The organism is Azospirillum halopraeferens DSM 3675, from assembly GCF_000429625.1.
GTDB classification, from domain to species: domain Bacteria; phylum Pseudomonadota; class Alphaproteobacteria; order Azospirillales; family Azospirillaceae; genus Azospirillum; species Azospirillum halopraeferens.
The window spans coordinates 65,551-83,830 of record NZ_AUCF01000010.1 but is presented as its reverse complement, the minus strand read 5'-3'; the positions used below and the strand labels follow the sequence as shown (position 1 = coordinate 83,830).

Annotated in this window: 18 protein-coding genes; 2 read left to right on the top strand and 16 right to left on the bottom strand. The window is 70.4% G+C overall.

What is annotated here, in order from left to right; genetic code table 11:
• Together G472_RS32545 and G472_RS37065 are read right to left on the bottom strand one after the other, a co-directional pair.
• On the bottom strand, positions 1-1,200 hold the full coding sequence (locus G472_RS32545; protein WP_035691991.1) for an efflux RND transporter periplasmic adaptor subunit: 1,200 nt from the start codon (positions 1,198-1,200) through the stop codon (positions 1-3).
• Positions 1,201-1,413: 213 nt separating this feature from the next.
• A complete protein-coding gene (locus G472_RS37065) occupies positions 1,414-1,791 on the bottom strand; it encodes a hypothetical protein (RefSeq protein WP_051340686.1) in 378 nt (125 codons plus the stop codon).
• Between the two features lie 200 nt (positions 1,792-1,991).
• On the opposite strand from G472_RS37065, the gene G472_RS0110975 reads away from it, so the two are divergent.
• Positions 1,992-2,777: a phosphodiesterase gene (locus tag G472_RS0110975; RefSeq protein ID WP_029008434.1), complete on the top strand. Its 786-nt coding sequence runs from the start codon at positions 1,992-1,994 to the stop codon at positions 2,775-2,777.
• A 40-nt stretch (positions 2,778-2,817) separates the two neighbouring features.
• Here the strand turns inward: G472_RS0110975 and G472_RS0110970 are convergent, their stop codons facing one another.
• The 11 genes from G472_RS0110970 to G472_RS37060 all read right to left on the bottom strand — a co-directional run bounded on the left by G472_RS0110970 (position 2,818) and on the right by G472_RS37060 (position 12,995).
• The gene (locus G472_RS0110970) at positions 2,818-3,801 is read right to left on the bottom strand and encodes a hypothetical protein (protein WP_051340685.1); all 984 of its coding nucleotides are present in this window, start codon (positions 3,799-3,801) and stop codon (positions 2,818-2,820) included.
• Between the two features lie 115 nt (positions 3,802-3,916).
• A complete protein-coding gene (locus G472_RS0110965; RefSeq protein WP_029008432.1) occupies positions 3,917-5,071 on the bottom strand; it encodes a nicotinate phosphoribosyltransferase in 1,155 nt (384 codons plus the stop codon).
• Between the two features lie 156 nt (positions 5,072-5,227).
• Complete coding sequence (locus G472_RS0110960; protein ID WP_029008431.1) at positions 5,228-6,622, bottom strand: class II 3-deoxy-7-phosphoheptulonate synthase; 1,395 nt, start codon at positions 6,620-6,622, stop codon at positions 5,228-5,230.
• Between the two features lie 143 nt (positions 6,623-6,765).
• Complete coding sequence (gene soxZ, locus G472_RS0110955; protein WP_029008430.1) at positions 6,766-7,086, bottom strand: thiosulfate oxidation carrier complex protein SoxZ; 321 nt, start codon at positions 7,084-7,086, stop codon at positions 6,766-6,768.
• 16 nt (positions 7,087-7,102) lie between these two features.
• Positions 7,103-7,570 (bottom strand): thiosulfate oxidation carrier protein SoxY, encoded by a 468-nt coding sequence (gene soxY / locus G472_RS0110950; protein ID WP_029008429.1) that lies wholly within the window; start codon positions 7,568-7,570, stop codon positions 7,103-7,105.
• A 125-nt stretch (positions 7,571-7,695) separates the two neighbouring features.
• Positions 7,696-7,938, bottom strand: coding sequence for a sulfurtransferase TusA family protein (locus tag G472_RS0110945; protein ID WP_029008428.1), 243 nt, complete (start codon positions 7,936-7,938; stop codon positions 7,696-7,698).
• Positions 7,939-7,993: 55 nt separating this feature from the next.
• Positions 7,994-9,085 carry a YeeE/YedE family protein gene (locus G472_RS32535; protein WP_035691987.1) on the bottom strand — a complete coding sequence of 364 codons (1,092 nt, stop codon included), beginning with the start codon at positions 9,083-9,085 and terminating at the stop codon, positions 7,994-7,996.
• Between the two features lie 44 nt (positions 9,086-9,129).
• Positions 9,130-10,434, bottom strand: coding sequence for a c-type cytochrome (locus G472_RS0110935; RefSeq protein WP_156927078.1), 1,305 nt, complete (start codon positions 10,432-10,434; stop codon positions 9,130-9,132).
• Between the two features lie 11 nt (positions 10,435-10,445).
• On the bottom strand, positions 10,446-11,015 hold the full coding sequence (locus G472_RS0110930) for a NapC/NirT family cytochrome c (protein WP_245593459.1): 570 nt from the start codon (positions 11,013-11,015) through the stop codon (positions 10,446-10,448).
• Between the two features lie 67 nt (positions 11,016-11,082).
• Complete coding sequence (locus G472_RS0110925; protein WP_029008425.1) at positions 11,083-12,375, bottom strand: NAD(P)/FAD-dependent oxidoreductase; 1,293 nt, start codon at positions 12,373-12,375, stop codon at positions 11,083-11,085.
• Positions 12,376-12,395: 20 nt separating this feature from the next.
• Positions 12,396-12,995, bottom strand: coding sequence for a c-type cytochrome (locus tag G472_RS37060; protein WP_211100177.1), 600 nt, complete (start codon positions 12,993-12,995; stop codon positions 12,396-12,398).
• Between the two features lie 736 nt (positions 12,996-13,731).
• On the opposite strand from G472_RS37060, the gene G472_RS32525 reads away from it, so the two are divergent.
• Entirely contained in the window at positions 13,732-15,114 is a 1,383-nt protein-coding gene (locus tag G472_RS32525) for an AmpG family muropeptide MFS transporter (protein ID WP_051340684.1), read from the top strand.
• Between the two features lie 12 nt (positions 15,115-15,126).
• Here the strand turns inward: G472_RS32525 and G472_RS0110910 are convergent, their stop codons facing one another.
• The 3 genes from G472_RS0110910 to G472_RS0110900 all read right to left on the bottom strand — a co-directional run bounded on the left by G472_RS0110910 (position 15,127) and on the right by G472_RS0110900 (position 18,110).
• On the bottom strand, positions 15,127-16,029 hold the full coding sequence (locus G472_RS0110910) for a manganese catalase family protein (RefSeq protein ID WP_029008423.1): 903 nt from the start codon (positions 16,027-16,029) through the stop codon (positions 15,127-15,129).
• A gap of 119 nt (positions 16,030-16,148) precedes the next feature.
• Positions 16,149-17,516 (bottom strand): glutathione-disulfide reductase, encoded by a 1,368-nt coding sequence (gene gor / locus G472_RS0110905; protein WP_029008422.1) that lies wholly within the window; start codon positions 17,514-17,516, stop codon positions 16,149-16,151.
• 69 nt (positions 17,517-17,585) lie between these two features.
• Positions 17,586-18,110 carry a flagellar basal body-associated FliL family protein gene (locus G472_RS0110900; RefSeq protein ID WP_156927077.1) on the bottom strand — a complete coding sequence of 175 codons (525 nt, stop codon included), beginning with the start codon at positions 18,108-18,110 and terminating at the stop codon, positions 17,586-17,588.
• Positions 18,111-18,280: the final 170 nt, after the last annotated feature.

The window sequence follows — 18,280 nt, the reverse complement described above, 5'->3', positions numbered from 1 at the left end:
TCAGCCCCCCGCCTTCCCGGCGGCGCTGGCCTGCGGCCCCGGCGGGGCGCCCGCCGGCGGCATCACGCGAACCGGCGCACCGTCGCGGATCTTCATCTGTCCACCGGTGACCACCACATCGCCGTGCGCCAGACCGCTGACGATCTCCACCTCGCCGCTGCGGCGGGTGCCGAGCGTCACCGGCGTCTGCACGGCCTTGCCGTCGACCACCTTGTAGATGAATTGCCGGCTGCCGACGGCGACCACCGCCTGCTCCGGCACCAGGACGGCTTCGGGGTTGACGGTCAGCGTCAGCTCGACGCGGGCGAACAGACCGGGGCGCAGCGCGTGGTCGGTGTTGGGCACGGCGGCGCGGATCACCACCGCCCGGCCGTTCACGTCCACCAGCGGGTCGATGGCGTAGACCGTGCCCTCGACGCTGCGGCCGGGCAGCGCGTCGACGCTGACCGCCAGCGTCTGGCCGGGCCGCACGGCGGCCAGGTACAGTTCCGGCACCCGGAAATCCAGCTTCAGGGTGTCAATGGCCTCGATGTTCACCAGATCCTCGCCGGCGGCGACGTAATCGCCGATCGACACCTTGCGCAGGCCCAGCACGCCGTCGAACGGCGCCTTCAGGGTCAGCCGGTTGAGGTGGGCGCCGGCAAGCTGCACCGTCGCCTCGTCCGCCTGAAGCTTGGACAGGGCCTGTTCCCGCGTGCGGACGGAACCGGCGTTGTTGCGCAGCAGCTCCTCCGCGCGCTGCAACTCGCTGCGCGAGAAGGCCAGCGACGCCTGCGCCTGGGCCAGGGTCGCCCGGGCGACGGAATCGTCCAGACGGAACAGGACGGTACCCGCGGCCGTCCGCTCGCCCTCGCGGAAGTCGATCTCGGCGATGCGCCCGGCCACTTCGGGACGGATGACGACGGATTCGTCCGACAAAAGCGTGCCCACGGCGGTGACCGTGCGCGCCACGGTGCCGATCCGGACCGTCACCGCCTCCACCGGCATGCCGCCGCCCGCACCACCGGCTCCCGCACCGCCGGCTCCCGGCCCCCCGCCCCCGGCCGGCGCAGCGGGAGCGCCGCCCCCCGGTGCGCCCTTTCCGGTGGCAAGCGCCACCAGGTCCTCCACGGTCCCGCCCTTGTGGACGAAGTACCAATACCCGCCGCCCCCCAGGGCGATCAGGGCGATCACGGCGGCGGCGCGGAGGGTGTGGCGCATGATGGAAACCCGTCGGTCCGAGGCTGAGACACGCAACGGCACCCTGGCGGGGTACCGCGGTCGCTGAACTATATCGTTCAGTTCAGCACGGGAGTCGAGCGGATCGCGCCCCGGCGCCCGTCACGGCAGCGATGCCGACACCCTCCTCCCCCGCCCTTGGCGGCGGCGGAAGGGGGCCAACCGAAGGTTGGGATGGTGGGGAAGGCGTTGCGGTCAGGACCGTGGCGCCGGCGGCGTGCAGACACGCCCGATGGCGGCAGTGCCCTCCTCCGGCCGGCCGCCGCGCAGGACGAGGCCGCCGCCCGCCTGCTCCACCCGCAGGTCGGCGGGACGGCCCGGCGCGATGCAGCCGCCGTCCTCCAGGGGATGGACGGCGCCGCCGTCCAGGTCGATTCCGCGGCAGCAGCACGGTGCCCCGCCTGCCGGCACGACGGCGCGGATGCAGCCGCCCTCGATGCGGACGTCGACGACGGCGGTGCCGTCCGCCGCCGTCACCAGCCCGGGCTCGGCCCCCGTGACCCGGTCAACCCGGATGCGGGCCCGCTTGAGCCAATATTTATCGTGGCAGAAGGTGCGGTCCGTGCTGTTCATGGCCAACCCGCGCCGCAGCGGCGCGTTCGATCGGGCAAAGGATGCGGTGCATCATACCAGCTATGCATCCGGATGGGCCATCGCAAGCCCCGTCGACAGCGCCCGATCCCACGAAATTAAGATTCTGTGACGGACCTGCACCAGGGGGGTGCGCGCTGTTAGGATGGCGCCAATTCCGCAACCGCTGCCGGGCCCCCCCCATGCTGATCGCCCAGATCACCGACCTGCACGTCACCCCCGCCGGCACCAGGGCCTTCGGCCGGGTGGACACCAACGCCCATCTGGCCGCCGCGGTGGCGCACCTCAACGCCCTGGACCCGCGCCCCGACCTGGTGCTGATCACCGGCGACCTCGCCAACACGCCCAAGCCCGGCGAGTACGAGATGCTGGAAGAGCTGCTGGCGCCGCTCACCCTGCCCTGCCGGGTGCTGCCGGGCAACCACGACGACCGGTCGGCGCTGCGCCGCCTGTTTCCCTACCTGCCCGCCGAAGACCCGTTCCTGCACCATGTGGTCGACGAGGGGCCGCTGCGCATCCTCATGCTCGACAGCCAGAAGACCGGTTTTCCGGAGGGGGAGCTGTGCGCCGGGCGCCTGGCCTGGATCGCCGACCGGCTGGCCGAGGAGCCGGGCCGGCCGACGCTGATCGCCATGCATCACCAGCCCTTCCCGACCGGGCTGGCCATCGACACCATGGGCTGCGCCGGCGCGGCGGACCTGGCCGACCTGGTGCGCCGCAGCCCGGCCCCCGTGGTGGGCATCGTCTGCGGGCACGTCCACCGGCCGATCACCGCCGGCTGGGCCGGCACGACGGTGTTCTGCGCCCCCTCCACCGCCCATCAGTTCGCGCTCGACCTGGCGCCCGGCGCCGGTTTCGGCTGGACCACCGAACCGCCGGCGGTGGCCCTGCACCGGTGGGTGCCGGACAGCGGCCTGGTCACCCACCTCAGCCTGATCGGCGACTACCCCAGGCAGCGCTTCGGCTGACCCGCGTCACCACCGACGGACCGCGGCGGGATCGGGACCCTTATCCCTGCTCCTCGTCCGCCGGCTCCACGGCGCGGCAGCGGCGGCGCAGCAGGTCGACGGCCAGGGGCAACTGCTCGTCGGTCAGCTCGAAGCTGGCCTGGTCGAGCATGCGGCCGTCGGCGGCGGTCAGCAGCACCTCCAGCCCATCGGCCACGTAGCGCACGCGGGCGTCCAGCACGCCATCGGACGTCTCGTCGGACGCCACGTCGAGGAACTGGCCCAGCTCGTCCAGCATCGCCTCCTCGTCCCACGCCCCTTCGGAGACGAACTCCAGCAGGTCGGTGAGCCCGCCCACGGGACGGAAGCGGCGCACCCGGGAGTCCAGGGCGACCACCGAATCGGAGATGGCGGCGACGGCGGAGAGGATGCGCTCCTCCTCCTCGGCGGACAGTTCCTCGTCCTCCCAGTCCTCGTCGGTGCGGGCGAGGGCGTCCTCGTGGGGCTCGTCGAGCAGGCCGACGACGGCGATGAGGCCGCCCTCGTCGCTGCCGTCGGCCAGCAACTCCTGTTCCGCCGCGAAACGGCCGGCCTCGCCGAAGGAGGCGACGACGCGCTGCAGCAGGGCGCGGCGGTCCACCGCCTCCATGTAGGACAGCTCCTCCGGCGACAGCCAGAGGGGCGCCACCCGCAGCCGCTCCTCGCCCTCGAACAGCTCGGATTCCTCCACCGCCGCGGCGATGGCCTCGGCCGGCGGCGGCGGGGCGAGGGCGCCGTCCACCTCGGCGATGAACCAGTAGAGGCTGCTGGTGACGCGACGGCCCTGCTCGTCCACCCGGTCGATGATCTCGGCCAGCGTTTCCACGTCGTCGAGGAAGGCCAGTCGCTCGTCCTCGCGCAGCTTGGACGCGGCGGCGTCGATGACGGCCTGCCGGCCGGCGTTCAGCACCTCGTCCAGCAGCGGCTCGAACCGTTCATCGTCGGCCCGCCACAGCCGGACCAGCCGGTCCGCCGGCGTTCCCGTGAAGGGCTCGCGCGGCGCCATCCCGCGGCCCGCCTGGCCATTGTCCCGTTGCCCCACGAGTCCCTCCTGCGTCCCATCGTTCGAGGCCGCATCATAGGGACCGCCGGTCGCGGCGTCGACCGCGATAACAGGTGGCTCAGCCGCGCCGGAACAGGAACTCGCGGCCCACCTTCACCCGGCGCTCGCCGTCGTACGCGATGACGTCGGCGGTGGCGTAGGTCTCGTTCCACCGCTCGGGCAGGAAGCTGCCGGTGCCGACCACGTCGATGGGGGCCCGCGCCTCGGCCATCAGGCGGCACTTGGCCGGGCCGAAGCCGCTGCTGGCCACGATCTTCACCGCCGGGAAGCCGGCTTCGTCCAGCTTCTCACGCATATGGTGGGCCGCCGCCGCCGATACGCCGGTGCCGATGAGGTAGCGGAGCTGCGTCTCGTCGCGGTAGCCGCGGATGGCATCGGGCGCATGGCGCTCCAGCACCGCGTAGGATGCGGGCGGGTCCAGCCCCTCGACGAAGCGGCCGCCCGGCGTGTCCAGCCGGATCGCCAGCGTGCCCGCGGCGGCCAGGTCGGGAAAGCGGCGGCACACCTCCAGGCTGTCGGTGACCTCGCGGCCGAAATAGTCGACCAGAACCGTCAGCGGCAGTTCCGGGAAGGTCTCGTGGAACATCTCGGCGGCGCGCACGGTGGAGCCGGCATAGCCGATCAGCGCGTGGGGCATGGTGCCCATGCCGCCGTCCGCGCCGAAGTAATGGGCCGTGGCGTCGGTGGCATTACCGACGAAGCCGCGGGCCCCCGCCTTGCGCCGCGCCCGCGCCGACCCGACGGAGGCGGCGTAGGCCATGATCTCGGCCATTTCGGTGCCGGCGCAGTGTCGGGCGTCCATGGCGAGGAAGGCCGTCCGCGGCAGGTCGGCGCACATGGTGAAGGCGTTGTAGGCGGCGACACAGGCCGGCCCCAGCTTCATCAGGAAGACCGTCTCCAGATCGACCAGATGGTAGAAGGAACCGGTGATGTACATCATCGGCTCACCCGCCCCGACCCACTTGCCCTCGGGGTAGTTGACCTCCACCTCCACGTCGACGCCGCGCTGGGCGGACACCGCGATCAGCCAGTCGACGGCCAGGCGCGGCGCGGAAACCACGGGGCGGCGCATGAAGACGGCGTAGGTGACCCGCTTGTCACCGAACTTGCCGACGGCTTCCTTGGTCCGCTTGAAGTAGGTGTCGGTCCAGGCGCCCACCGCGTCCGCCGCGGGATGGTGGGGCGCCCTGGGCGCGCTGCTGGCGTCGTTCATGTCGTGATCCCGGTCCCGGCCCTGTGGCCGCCGCTGTGCCGAACGGTCAGCATTATACGGGCGGCGTGCGCGAGGGAAGAGGCTTCGGCCACCGGAGCGGCCGCCCTTCCACCGGGTGGAAGGACCGGCGGAAGGACGGGCGGGCAGAAATGCCGGCTACTCCGCGGCGCGGGCGGCAGCGCGACGGTCCGCGTCGCGCCGTTCGCGGGCGCTCTTCAGCTCTTCGGCCAGCAGGAAGGCCAGTTCCAGCGACTGGCTGGCGTTGAGCCGCGGGTCACAGGCGGTGTGGTAGCGCAGGGCCAGCTTGTGGTCGGTGATCGCCTGGGCGCCGCCGGTGCACTCCGTCACGTCCTGGCCGGTCAGTTCGAAATGGACGCCACCCGCATGGGTGCCCTCCGCCTGGTGCACGGCGAAGAAGGCCCGCGCCTCCGCCAGCACCCGCTCGAACGGGCGCGTCTTGTAGCCGCTGGACGATTTGATGGTGTTGCCGTGCATGGGGTCGCAGGACCACACCACGACTCGTCCCTCCTGCTGCACCCGGCGCAGCAGCGGCGGGAACTTGTCCGCCACCTGGTCGGCCCCCATGCGCACGATCAGCGTCAGGCGCCCCGGCTCGTTGGCGGGGTTGAGCAGGTCGATCAGGCGAAGCAGCTCGTCCGGGTCGGTGGTGGGGCCGCACTTCAGGCCGATGGGGTTGCGCACGCCGCGCAGGAACTCCACGTGCGCGCCGTCGGGCTGGCGGGTGCGGTCCCCGATCCACAGCATGTGGGCCGACACGTCGTACCACTCGCCCGTGGTGCTGTCGATGCGGGTCAGCGCCTGCTCGAACGGCAGCAGCAGCGCCTCGTGGCTGGTGAAGAAATCGGTCTCGCGGATCTGCGGCGTCGTCTCCGCGGTGATGCCGCAGGCGGCCATGAAGGCCAGCGCCTCGTCCAGCCGGTTGGCCAGGTCGCGCATGCGCTCGCCCGCCGGGGAGCGCTCCACAAAGCCCAGCGTCCACTGGTGCACCTTGTGCAGGTCGGCGTAGCCGCCCTGGGCGAAGGCGCGCAGCAGGTTCAGCGTCGCCGCCGCCTGGGTGTACGCCTGCATCATCCGCTCGGGATCGGGGATGCGGGCTTCCGGCGTCGGATCGAAGCCGTTGATGATGTCGCCGCGGTAGGACGGCAGCTCCATGCCCTCCACCGTCTCGTAATCGGCCGAGCGGGGCTTGGCGAACTGGCCGGCCATGCGTCCGACCTTGACCACCGGGATGCCGGCGCCGAAGGTCAGCACGATGGCCATCTGCAACAGCACCCGGAAGGTGTCGCGGATGTTGTTGGGGTGGAATTCGGCGAAGCTCTCGGCGCAGTCGCCGCCCTGCAGCAGGAAGCCGTTGCCGGCGGCCGCATCGGCCAGCGCCGCCTTCAGCCGGCGCGCTTCGCCGGCAAAGACCAGCGGCGGATAGGTGGACAGGCGCTGCACCACCGCATCGACCTTGGTGCGGTCGGGATAGACGGGCATCTGCTTGACCGTCCTGGTTTTCCAGCTCTCGGGGGTCCAACGCTCCGCCATGACCTGCGCTCTTTCCTGGGTGATCGGCCTCCATCGGGCCATCACGGGCCCGGGGGATCAACCCTATACGTCGGTGGTGCGGATTTTTCCACCTCCTTCGAATCGAAGGCACCCTTGCACGCCGGTGCGAGGGTGCATCCGGATCAGGCCAGCTTCACCTCGGCACTCTCGCTGACCGACGCGCCGCCGTCCTCGTACCAGGTCATCTCGAACTTCGTGTCGGCGTCGATGCGGGCCTTGAAGACGATGAACGGGTCGACCGCCATGGCCGGGTACAGCGCGGCGTCCAGGATCGTCCTGCCGTTCGCCGCGACGACGAAGCGGTTGATGATCTTGCGGGGAAGCAGCGCGCCCGAGGCGTCCTTGCGCTGGCCCGATTCCATGGGATGGCGGATGAGGGTCTTGATCTCGACGATCTCGCCCTTGCGGGCGGTCGCCGGGACCCTGATGCGGGGTTTGTCCATGGTGCCTGACCCTTCTTCAGGTGGTGCAGCCGCCGACGGTGACCTTCACCTCGGCGCGGGCGATGTAGGCGGAACCGTCGTTCATCTGCGCCACGGCGATGACCGACTGGGTTTTGGCCATCCGCACCCGCACATTGACGTCGACGACGCCGATCTCGGGCGAGAAGCGGAACACCGCCACCTCGGGCGCGGGGTTGCCGTCGGCCACCACGACCACCGCCGTGACGTGGTCCTGCGGCGTCATCGGGCTGTCGACGGTGATGGTCATCGGCACCGTGGCGCCGTTGTCGGCAACCTGCGGCATGGACAGGGTGATGCGCCCTTCCACGGGCACCGCCCCGCCGGTCAGCATGGCCAGCGCCTTGCGCGCGTCCTCGACCCCGGCGGCGGCAGGGCCGGCGAGCAGGCCGGCGGCGGCGGCGGCCAGCGCGGCCCCGCCCTGCAGCACGGCGCGGCGGCTCGCCCATCCCTTGGTGTGAGACATCGTCGGGCTCCTCCGTTTCTTGCGGACCGGACGTCCTGAAATTCAGAATTTCCTAATGGAAAGGCGCACGCGCCGGGACGGGCGAAGCGGCCGCAGCCACCCCGCCCCGCCCGGCGCGCGCCGCCTCACTTCTTGCGGCGGATCAGGAAGATGAAGGCGCCGCCCTCCTCCTTCTGCTCGACCAGCTCATGGCCGGTGGAGCGGCAGAACGAGGCGAAGTCGTCGCGCGCGCCGGGATCGGTGGCGTGCACCTCCAGCAGGCTGCCGACCGGCACGCCCTGCAGGGCCTTCTTCGCCTTGACGAGCGGCTGGGGGCAGTTCAGGCCCTTCACGTCCAGGGTCTGCTTCTCGGTGACGTCGGTGCTCATGGAACCTCCGATGGTGTGAGCGGGTGACAAGGGGTGACATGCGGACGGGGAAGGGTCAGCCGCGGCTCAGCGAGGCGCGCAGGGCGCCGCCGAAGGTGCCTTCCTCCTGGTACTTGATGCCGTAGAAGCCGCCGGCGAGGATCGACAGGAAGGCCAGCGCCGAGCCCACCGCCAGGGTGGACAGGCCGGTCAGCCCCTGGCCGATTGTGCAGCCCAGGGCCAGCACGCCGCCGGCCCCCATCAGCACCGCGCCGGCCATGTTGCCGAGCATGTCACGGGTGCCGGTGAACGCCTCCACCCGGAAGGTGCCGGTGGCCAGCGCCATCAGGAACGCCCCGGTGATGATCCCGCCGACCGAGGCGATGCCGAAGTTGATGGACGACCCGGTGAAGGTCATCAGGTATTGCAGGGATTCGCCAATCGGCGCGATGAAGGTGAAGGAGAACAGCGGCGTCGGCTCGAAGTCGTCGTTGCCGGCCACGCCGGTGATGTACCAGCCCACCGGCACCATCAGGCCGATGATGATGCCGGCCGCTACGTCCTTGCGGGATTCGCGGAAGGCGGCGTCCTTGAAGCACCACCACAGGATGGCGCCGGCGACGATGGCCGTCAGCACCGGGCGCAGGCCGCCGGCGGGGATGCCGGTGATCCCCCCCAGCAGGGCATCCAACCCCTGGGGAACCCCCAGATCCACGTTGGTGGCGCTCTCCAGTTCGATGCGGGCCAGGGCGATCAGGCCGCGCAGCGTCATGTAGGCGGTGACGCCGACGATCATGAAGACGACGATCGACTTCAGGTTGCCGCCGCCGATGCGCACCAGGGTCTTGTTGCCGCAGCCGCCGGCCAGCGTCATGCCGAAGCCGAACATCAGACCGCCCAGGATGGCGCCGGCCCAGCCCAGATTGGCCGTCCGGTAGATCGAGGCGTCCAGGTTGATCAGCCCCGCCGACCACATCGCCTGGCTGAGGACCATGGCCACGGCGATGGCCAGGAGCCAGGAGCGGAAGCGGCGGAAGTCCTCCATCACCACCATGTCGGAAATGGCGCCCATGGTGCAGAAGTGGGTCTTCTGGGCGGTCGCGCCGAACACGATGCCGGCGAGGAACGCCAGGCCCGCCACCAGCGTACGGACCGATACCTCTTCCATGTGCTGTCGTCCTCCTGCGTAAGCGGCAGTTGCCGGGGCCGGGCCTATTTGCGGCCCGGCAGGGTCTGGGTGTAGGCAAGGATGCCGGCCACCGTGTCGTCCGACAGGGCGCGCAGCGGCGGCATGACCTCGCCGGGATGACCGTTCAGGATGCCGTGCAGCGCCCGCCAGGGATCGCCGGAGGCGAGCCGGCCGAGCGGCGGCATGGTGCGGATGTCGCGCCCGTCCATGCCGTGGCAGGGGGCGCAGATCGTCTCGTAATGGGCGGCGTAGGCGGCGGCGTCCCCACGCGCCCGGCCGGTGGCGCGGTCGATGGCGGCGTCCATGTCCACCTGCCCGCGGGTGACGAAGGCCGCGAGATCGGCCATGTCGCGCGCACTCAGCAGGCCGCCGTAGGCGTGGGTGGCATCCCCCAGCACCGCAACCACGGCGGCCGGATCGGCCCCCGCCATGGCACGGATGCCCTTGATGCCGGTGCGGTGCGCGTCCTCGCCGTAGGCGCCGTCGCGGCCGCGGTAGTCCCAGCCGTGGCATTCCTTGCACCGCCAGGTGGTGCGCGGCAGCACGCCGGCGGGCAGGTCCACGGGATAGGCGGGGTGCACGAAACCGGGCGGCGTGCGCCGGTTCTCCTTGTACCAGGTGTCGTACAGGCGCCCGCCGCGCACCACCGACGCCAGCGGTTCGCGCGACGGCAGCGCCTGAAGCCGCGCCAGGGTGTCCGCCACCACCGCCGGATGCAGCGCCCGCAGCGCCGGCATGTCGCCGCCGGGATGCCCGTTCAGCAGGGTGTGCAGCGCCATCCACGGATCGCCGCGCGCCAGGTCGCCCAGCGGCGGCGCGTCCTCGATCTGCTGCCCGCCGGTGCCGTGGCAATTGGCGCAGATGGTCTGGAAATAGACATCGCCCCGGGTGGCGTCGCCGGTGGCGCGGCCGGTGGCGGGGTCGATGAATCGTTCCGTCGCCACCTGGCCGCGGGTGATGAAAGCGGCAAGGTCGGCGAAATCCCGGTGGTCCATGAAGTCGGCGTAGCCATGCCCCGGGTCGGCCAGCGCCCCCAGCACCACCGTGCCGTCGGCGCCGGCCAGGTGGTCCAGGTTCGTCCCCGGGTCGGCCGCGCCGCCGGCGCCGCGGTAGTTCCAGCCGTGGCAGGTGACGCAGCGCCCGGGCGCCGTCGCCGTCCCGCCGGCGCGCACCGCCACCCGCCGGGCGTCGCCGCCCAACTCCTTGATCCAGTGGTCGTAGAGGCGGCCGCCGCGGGCGATGGACGCCGGTTCGCCGTCGGCGGCCGCGGCGGCGGCGGGCAGCGCCACCAGCGCCATGGCCACCAGCAGACCGGGGAGGGAGATCATGCGCCGGACCATCAGTCGCCCTCGTAGCCTTGCGGCAGCTCGTGCACGATGCCCTTGTGGCAGTTGATGCAGTGCTTGCCCTCTTCCATGGCGACGGGGTGGCGGGCGCGGGCGCGCCGGCCCTGCTCCTCCAGGTCCATGGCACGGAAATCATGGCAGGAGCGGCAGGTCTGCGACCCGGACGCCTCCATCTGGCCCCACACGCGCTGCGCCATCTGAAGGCGCCGCGCCTCGAACTTCTCCTTGGTATCGATGGTGCCCAGCAGCCAGTGGTAGACGTCCTTGGCCGCCACCACCTTGGCCACCAGCTTCGGCCCGAACTCCTTCGGGACGTGGCAGTCCGCGCACTCCGCACGCACGCCGGTGCGGTTGTTGAAATGGATGGTCTTCGCGTATTCGGCGTAGGGTCCGCTCTCCATCTCGTGGCAGGAAATGCAGAACTCCAGTCGGTTGGTGTAGTCGGAAAACGCGTGGAATCCGCCCAGGAACAGCGCCACCAGCGCCCCGCCGCCCACCATGAAGATCAGCCCGCCCCCGAAAAGGGAGGGGCGCGAGAACCACTTGCCCAAACGAACGAACACGATCCACCGCCTCCCCGACCATGAGGTGGCGGCCGCGCCCCCGCAGCGGAGCGCGGCCGCGCGACCGTCAGCCCCAGCTGTCCGCGACGATGTTGCGGAACCAGCTGTGGGCGTAAGCAACCTCGCGCTTGCGGTCGGCGTCGGAGGCGTCCAGCGGCGACAGGCCGCCGGAGCCCGGCACCTCGGCGATGGCGTTCTTCTCCTTGTCGTAGGTGTAGATGCCCGCCACGGAGAAGCAGTGGTCCTTGCCGGCGATGGAGTAGCAGGTGTTGACGTAGGCCGGCTCCGGCGCCTCCTTGCCCTTCAGCAGGGCCACCACCGCCGCCGCGGTCACCTTCGCCTGGGAGTTGGCGGAATAGCCGGACTTCGGCATGGCCGCCGCGTCGCCCGCGTCACCCAGCACGTGGATGCCCGGCACCTTCGACGATTCGAAGGTCTTCTTGTTGACGGGCGCCCAGTTCCCCTCGGTCAGGCCGGCGTCGAAGGCGATCCGGCCGGCCTTCTGGCCGGGGATGACGTTCAGCACGGCGGCCTTGATCGCGTCGAACTCGGTGTCCGCCGTCAGGGTGGCGACGTCGATCTTCGACACCTTGCCGCCCTTGGCGCCGGGCACCCACTCGATCATGCTGTTGGACGTGCCGAAGCCATAGAACCTGGCCCACGCCTGCTCGAACAGCTTCTGCTTGGAGAAGCCGTCCTTGGGGTCGAGGATGATGACCTTGGACTTCGGCTTGTGCTGCTTGAAATAGTGGGCGACCAGACTGGCCCGCTCGTACGGGCCCGGCGGGCAGCGGAAGGGGTTGGGCGGGGCGACCATCACGAAGGTGCCGCCGTCGGGCATGGCCTCGAGCTGCTTGCGCAGCAGCGCCGTCTGCGGCCCGGCCTTCCAGGCGTGGGGCGCCGTCTCCACCGCCTCGGCACTGTAGCCGGGGACGCTGTCGTAGACGAAGTCGATGCCGGGTGCCACGATGCAGCGGTCATAGGCGAAGGTCTGGCCGCCCTTGGTGGTCACCGTCTTCTTCTCGCCGTCGATGGCGGTCACCAGATCATGAACGACGGTGATCCCCGTCTTGCGCAGCCCGTCGTAGCCCACACGGATGCCGTCCATGGTGCGGTCACCGGCCAGCACCTCGTTGCTCATGAAGCAGGTGAAATACTCCTTGTTCGCCTCGATCAGCGTGACCTCGACGGTGGGGTCCATGCGGCGCAGGTACTTGGCGGCGGTGGCACCGCCGGGGCCGCCGCCGACCACCACCACCTTCGGGCCGGCGGCCCGGGCGATGGAGGGGGCCCCGAGGACACCGGTGGCGGACACCGCGCCGGCGAGGGCGACGAACGTACGGCGATCGATCATGGTCATGGTGCGCGTTCCCCCTCGGCTCACTTCACGCTGGCGTAGTAGTGCAGGATCGCGGAGAACCCGGCGTCGCCGTGCGCCTCCGCCAGTTCCTCGAACTTCTTCGCCTGACGCTTCTCCATCTCGCGGGTGCCGGCGCGGAAGTCCGCCACCGAGAACTCCATGTACGGAAGCCACTGGCCGGCCAGGACGCCGACGCCTTCCCCGATGCGGCCCTCGTCCTCGTGACAGGACTCACAGAACTTCTTGGCCAGCGCCTTGCCTTCCTTCGCCTTGGCGGCGTCGACGGGCTGTCCGGTCCGAACGAAGGGCTTGGACTGGAAGAAGACGGCCATCGCCTTGATCTGATCGTCGGTGTAACCCTTGGCGATGCGCCCCATGACGGTCGACGGCCGCTTGCCCGTCTGAAAGTCCTTCATGGACAGCACGAAGTAGTCGGTCGACAGGGCGGCGATGGTCGGCGCCGCCGGGCCCAGGCTGGCGCCGTCGGTGCCGTGGCAGCCGGCGCAGGTGCTGGCCAGCATCTCCCCGCTCGGCCCGTCCGCAAGGGCCGGAACGGCCGTGCCGAAGGCCGTGGCCGCCGCGCACGCGGTCAGGAGCAGACGAAGGTTCGACAGTGTCATGCGGCAATCTCCCTGGTGGTCCCTGATCTCCCCGGTGCGGAGCGGCGGCCCGGGGGTGCTCTGGTGGCGGTGCCCGTCCGCCGCGGCCCCGGCAGGGCGCAAGCGACCGTTCCGCCCCGCCGGTCGGCGGTGCTGCCGGTCGGGTGCGGTCGGGCGGAGCGGACGGATGTCGGGTTCCCGGTCGGGTGCGGCGAGCGGTCGTCGCGGGGAACCGGGTGAAGCGGCTAGCGCACCGCGGGTCCGGACTCCGGGGTGATGTCCGGGCGCATCCCGGCCGACGGGGGGCCGTGCATGGTCATAGGTGCGTTCCTCCTCAACGGGCCTGGTCGTCCGGTCCGGCGGGCCGCGTGTGCTGCCCGGTTGCCGTTTCCCCCGGGTGGCGGGGGTGCGGCCCGGTTTCTCGCACCGGTCGGCGACAGTGATGATTGGCGATTGCTAATGTAGCAAATCATCATCTCCGCGAGTTACCGAAAAATCGATCCCGGAGAAGCTGCAAACCGCTCGCAACACAAGGGGTTGCCGCTTGTTCAGCGGCGCTCGGCGAGGCCAAAACCCTTGGTTCACTGCGGATATTGCGCAGCAGCATGGGAGCGGCCCGCTGCCGGCCCACATTGTGCGTCATAGTGTCGCATCCCTTGCCGGGGTGACGCCGATGTCACCGGATTGCGGGCTGGCCGGCACCCGATTGCCCGCCTATAAACGCCGGGCAGCAGCGCCGCGTTGGAGAGGAAGCCCGGTGAAAGCGTCGTCGTGGAGCCAAGCCGCCGCCGTCTACCTGGACCGGCGGGTGATCGCCATCCTGTTCCTGGGCTTTTCCGAAGGGCTGCCTCTGGCGCTGACCGGGGCAACGCTGTCGGTGTGGCTGCGCGAGGGCGGTGTCAGCCGCACCGCCATCGGCCTGTTCACCCTGGTCTCCCTGCCCTACGCGCTGAAGTTCGTGTGGGCGCCGCTGATCGACCGGTTGCGCCTGCCGGTGATGACGCGGGTCTTCGGCCGGCGCCGCGGCTGGGCCCTGACCACGCAGGTGGCGCTGGTGGCGGCGCTGATCGGGCTGGGGTCCACGGATCCCTTGCAGGACCTGTGGTGGACGGCGCTGTGCGCGGTGATCGTCGCCTTCTGCTCGGCCAGCCAGGACATCGTCGTCGACGCCTACCGGGTGGAGTTGCTGGAGGAGGACCAGCAGGCGGCCGGCGCCGCCATGCTGGTGCTGGGCTACCGCTTCGGCATGCTGGCGTCGGGCGCGGGGGCGCTCTACCTGGCCAGCTTCTTCGGCTGGCACGTCGCGTACTATGCCATGGCGGCGCTGGTCGGTGTGGGCATGGTCACCGTGCTGCTGACCCGCGAACCCAAGGTGGCGCAATCGCCGGAAATGGTGGCGCGCGAACGGCATGTGGCGCAGTGGCTGGAGGCACGGCCCCATCTGCACGGCCGGCGGGCGGAGGCGCTGGCCTGGCTCTACGGCGCGGTGGTGGCGCCGTTCGCCCAGTTCATGACGCGCCGGGCCTGGGTGGCGATCCTGGCGTTCATCGCCTGCTACAAGCTGGGCGACGTGCTGGCCGGGGTCATGGCCGCCCCGTTCTACGTCGACCTGGGTTTCGAGAAGACGGAGATCGCCAACGTCACCAAGGTCTTCGGCCTGTGGGCCACGATCGTCGGCGGCCTGGCGGGCGGCATTCTGGTCAGCCGGGTGGGCGTGCTGCGCGGCCTGCTGGTCGGCGGCATCGCCCAGATGGTGTCCAACCTGGGCTTCGTGGCGCTGGCCCTGGTGGGTCGCGACGTGGGCATGCTGGCGGTGACGGTGGCGGTGGAAAACGTGTGCGGCGGCATCGCCACGGCCGCCTTCGTCGCCTATCTCTCCAGCCTGTGCAACGTCTCCTACACGGCGACGCAATACGCGCTGCTGTCCAGCTTCTACAAGCTGGGCGGCGACCTGTTCGGCGCCTCCTCCGGCTGGCTGGCCGACCAGATGAGCTGGCCCGCCTTCTTCCTGCTGTCCATGGGCGGGGCCGTGCCGGGGCTGCTGATCCTGCTGTGGCTGATGGGGGTGATGCGGCGCGAGCCCATCCCCGAACAACGGCCGGAGGCGGCGGAGCCGGCGGTCGCCGGCTCCGCCCATTAGACGAACGATTCCTTAGACCTGCTTGACGGGTTTGGTCTTCCCGGCCCCCGGCCCGGCGCCCAGGTCGGCGCCCGTGGTGGGGTCGATGTCCGGGCGCGACTTGGTGCGCGCGGCAAGCTTGTCGACCGCAGCGATCTCGGCCGCCGCCATGCGCACCGAGGCGTTGCCGTCGCCGCCGTCCACCGCCTGCTGATCGGGACGGGCGTCCACATACTCCCACTGGTCGCCCTGGTTCCACGGGCCGCGCATGTCGCCGGGGCCCTGGCTCATGTTGTAGTACTTGTCCGTGTACTCCGGCACGCCCGGCAGCTTGCCCGGCGGGAAATTGTTCTCGATGGCGTAGAGCGCCTTCTCGAACATCTTCTGGTGAGCCACCTCGCGCGTCATCAGGAAACCCAGGGCCTCCCGGACTCCGGGATCGTCCGTCACGTTCATCAGACGCTCGTAGATGATCTTGGCCCGCGCCTCGGCGGCGAGGTTGGAGCGCAGGTCCGCCGTCGGCTCGCCGATGGAGTCGATGTAGCCGGCGTTCCAGAGCTGACCGGCGGAGTTCACCAGCGCCGGCCCGCCGCCGTAGAGCAGTGACAGCGTGTGGCTGCCGTTGCCCTGGGTGATGTTGGCCAGCATGTCGGTGGTCTCTTCCGCCCCTTCGGCCAGCTTGCCCTTCACGCCCTTGGTCAGCATGGCCACGATGGAGCCGATCACCTCCAGATGGCTCAGCTCCTCGGTGGCGATGTCGATCAGCATGTCCTTGCGGCCCGGATCCTCGTCGGCGATTCCTTGCGTGAAGTAACGCATGGCAGCGGCCAGCTCACCCTGCGGGCCCCCGAACTGCTCCAGCATCAGGCTGGCAAGCTTCGGGTTGGGCTCCGAAACCCGCACCGTGTACATCAGGCGCTTGTTGTGCATGAACATGGCAGAGGGACTCCTCCCGGAGAAATGGAGCGGCATCGGGCGCGCCGCCGATCCGAGCTGACCGACGGTGCGCCCACGCCATCCCCCAACAGGGAGCCGATTAGAAGCGTTCCAGGAATTCAGGCCGCCGGCGGGTCCGGCACCTTCTCGCGCAGCAGCACGAATTCCTCCGCCGTGGAGGGGTGCAGGGCGATGGTGCGGTCGAAGTCCTGTTTGGTGGCGCCGCAGTTCAGCGCAACGGCCAGCCCCTGCACGATCTCCGGCGCGTCCATGCCCATCATGTGGCAGCCGAGCACGCGCTGGCTCTCGCCGTCCACCACCAGCTTCATCAGGATGCGCTCGTCCCGCCCGGACAGGGTGTGCTTCATCGGCCGGAAGTCGGTGCGGTAGATGTCCACCCGGGCAAACCGGGCGCGCGCCTCCGCTTCGGTCAGGCCGACGGTGCCCAGAGGCGGCAGCGAGAACACCCCCGTCGGGATGTTGGTGTAGCTGACCGTCATGGGGTTGTTGTTGAACAGCGTCTCGGCCAGCGCCCGCCCCTCGGCAATGGCAACGGGGGTGAGGTTGACGCGGTCGGTGACGTCGCCGATGGCGTAGACGGACTCCACGCTGCTGCGCGACCACTCGTCGACCTTGACGGCGCCGTCCTTGGTCAGCTCCACGCCGATCTCCTCCAGGCCCAGGTCGCGGGTGTTGGGCCGCCGCCCGGTCGCCGCCATGACCAGACCGGCCGAGTGCTCGCGCCCGAGATGGTCGGTGACGGTGAAGCCGCCCGGCCCTTCGGCGATCGACTCGATGCGGGTGCGCGCCAGGATTTCGATGCCGCGCTTGCGCAGTTCGCGGGCCAGCGCCACGCGGATGTCGTCGTCGAATCCGTTCAGCAGCTCCTCGCCGCGGATCATCAGCGTCACCTCCGCACCCAGGCCGCGGAAGATGCCGGCGAACTCCACCGCGATGTAGCCGCCGCCGATGATGAGGATGGAATGCGGCAGATGGCCCAGGTGCAGCGCCTCGTTGGAAGTGACCGCGTGGTCGATGCCGGGCACCCGCGGCAGCACCGGCCAGCCGCCCGTGGCGATCAGGATGCGCCGCGCGGTGTAGCGGCGCCCCGCCACCTCCACCGTGTGGGAGTCGATCAGGCGGCCGTGGCCATGCACCAGCGTCACCCCGGCCTTTTCCAGCATCCCGATGTAGATGCCGTTCAGCCGGTCGATCTCCTTGTCCTTGTTGGCGATCAGGGTGGGCCAGTCGAAGGCGGGGACGTGGGAGTCCCAGCCGTAGCCGCAGGCGTCCGCGAAGGCGTCGCGGAACTGGCTGGCGTAGACCAGCAGCTTCTTGGGCACGCAGCCGCGGATCACGCAGGTGCCGCCGACGCGGCTGCCCTCGCAGATGCCGACCCGCGCGCCGAACGCGGCGGCGCGGCGGCTGGCGGCCACGCCGCCGGAACCGGCGCCGATGGTGAACAGGTCGAAATCGAACTCGGCCACGACGCTCTCCTTCCGTCCCTTGGATCGGAGCGGAGTGTTCCCCATTCCCGCCGGACTGTCGAGGGGGCGTCAGCGCACCAGGAAATGTTGCAGCATTACCGAGCGGACCTTGAGCGGCGCCAGTTCGCGGTTGGCGGCGATGCTGACCTGCTGCTTGACGAAGGCGGTGCCGGAGCCGCCGGACAGGTCGGCGGGCTGCGCCTCGATCATACGGCCGCTGACCGCCATGGCGACGCGCGGGATGGCCTGCTGCAACGCCTCCGCATCGGTGCCGGGGGCGAACTCCAGCGTCACCTTCAGGTTCACCGTGTGGACCCGGCGGTCGTCGGCGAGGGTGAACTCCATGGCCGGCAGCGCGGCCAGGGCGCCCATGGCCTTGCGCGGGCCGTCCGCGGCGTGGCGGGCCGCGTGGGCCGGCCCGACCTGAAGCAGCATCGCCCCGCCCGCCCCCACCAGGACCAGCGTGCAGAGGATCAGCAGCATCACGACGACCAGCCCGCCGGGAAACCGCTCGAACCGCGCCGGGCGCGCCGCCCCATTCTGCGATCTTCCGCCGCCCCGCGCCATCGCCGTCCGCCCTGCCAGGATTACCATTCGCCGAATACGGTAATCCTGGCGGAAGCGCTCGTCAAATTCGGGTATTTTAGAAGGCGAGAAATCTTATACTTATTCGATTACTGAAGCGCGTCTTTGCGTGACATTTGACTCAATCGCCCCTGCCCGTTCAGAACCGAAACCGGGGAAGGGTGCCGCCACGGGCGGCA

Excerpts from the sequence above, each read along its gene's own strand:
- G472_RS32545 (WP_035691991.1), bottom strand. The coding sequence starts at position 1,200 with ATGCGCCACACCCTCCGCGCCGCCGCCGTGATCGCCCTGATCGCCCTG.
- G472_RS37065 (WP_051340686.1), bottom strand. The coding sequence starts at position 1,791 with ATGAACAGCACGGACCGCACCTTCTGCCACGATAAATATTGGCTCAAG.
- G472_RS0110975 (WP_029008434.1), top strand. The coding sequence starts at position 1,992 with ATGCTGATCGCCCAGATCACCGACCTGCACGTCACCCCCGCCGGCACC.
- G472_RS0110970 (WP_051340685.1), bottom strand. The coding sequence starts at position 3,801 with ATGGCGCCGCGCGAGCCCTTCACGGGAACGCCGGCGGACCGGCTGGTC.
- G472_RS0110965 (WP_029008432.1), bottom strand. The coding sequence starts at position 5,071 with ATGAACGACGCCAGCAGCGCGCCCAGGGCGCCCCACCATCCCGCGGCG.
- G472_RS0110960 (WP_029008431.1), bottom strand. The coding sequence starts at position 6,622 with ATGGCGGAGCGTTGGACCCCCGAGAGCTGGAAAACCAGGACGGTCAAG.
- soxZ (WP_029008430.1), bottom strand. The coding sequence starts at position 7,086 with ATGGACAAACCCCGCATCAGGGTCCCGGCGACCGCCCGCAAGGGCGAG.
- soxY (WP_029008429.1), bottom strand. The coding sequence starts at position 7,570 with ATGTCTCACACCAAGGGATGGGCGAGCCGCCGCGCCGTGCTGCAGGGC.
- G472_RS0110945 (WP_029008428.1), bottom strand. The coding sequence starts at position 7,938 with ATGAGCACCGACGTCACCGAGAAGCAGACCCTGGACGTGAAGGGCCTG.
- G472_RS32535 (WP_035691987.1), bottom strand. The coding sequence starts at position 9,085 with ATGGAAGAGGTATCGGTCCGTACGCTGGTGGCGGGCCTGGCGTTCCTC.
- G472_RS0110935 (WP_156927078.1), bottom strand. The coding sequence starts at position 10,434 with ATGATCTCCCTCCCCGGTCTGCTGGTGGCCATGGCGCTGGTGGCGCTG.
- G472_RS0110925 (WP_029008425.1), bottom strand. The coding sequence starts at position 12,375 with ATGACCATGATCGATCGCCGTACGTTCGTCGCCCTCGCCGGCGCGGTG.
- G472_RS37060 (WP_211100177.1), bottom strand. The coding sequence starts at position 12,995 with ATGACACTGTCGAACCTTCGTCTGCTCCTGACCGCGTGCGCGGCGGCC.
- G472_RS0110910 (WP_029008423.1), bottom strand. The coding sequence starts at position 16,029 with ATGTTCATGCACAACAAGCGCCTGATGTACACGGTGCGGGTTTCGGAG.
- G472_RS0110900 (WP_156927077.1), bottom strand. The coding sequence starts at position 18,110 with ATGGTAATCCTGGCAGGGCGGACGGCGATGGCGCGGGGCGGCGGAAGA.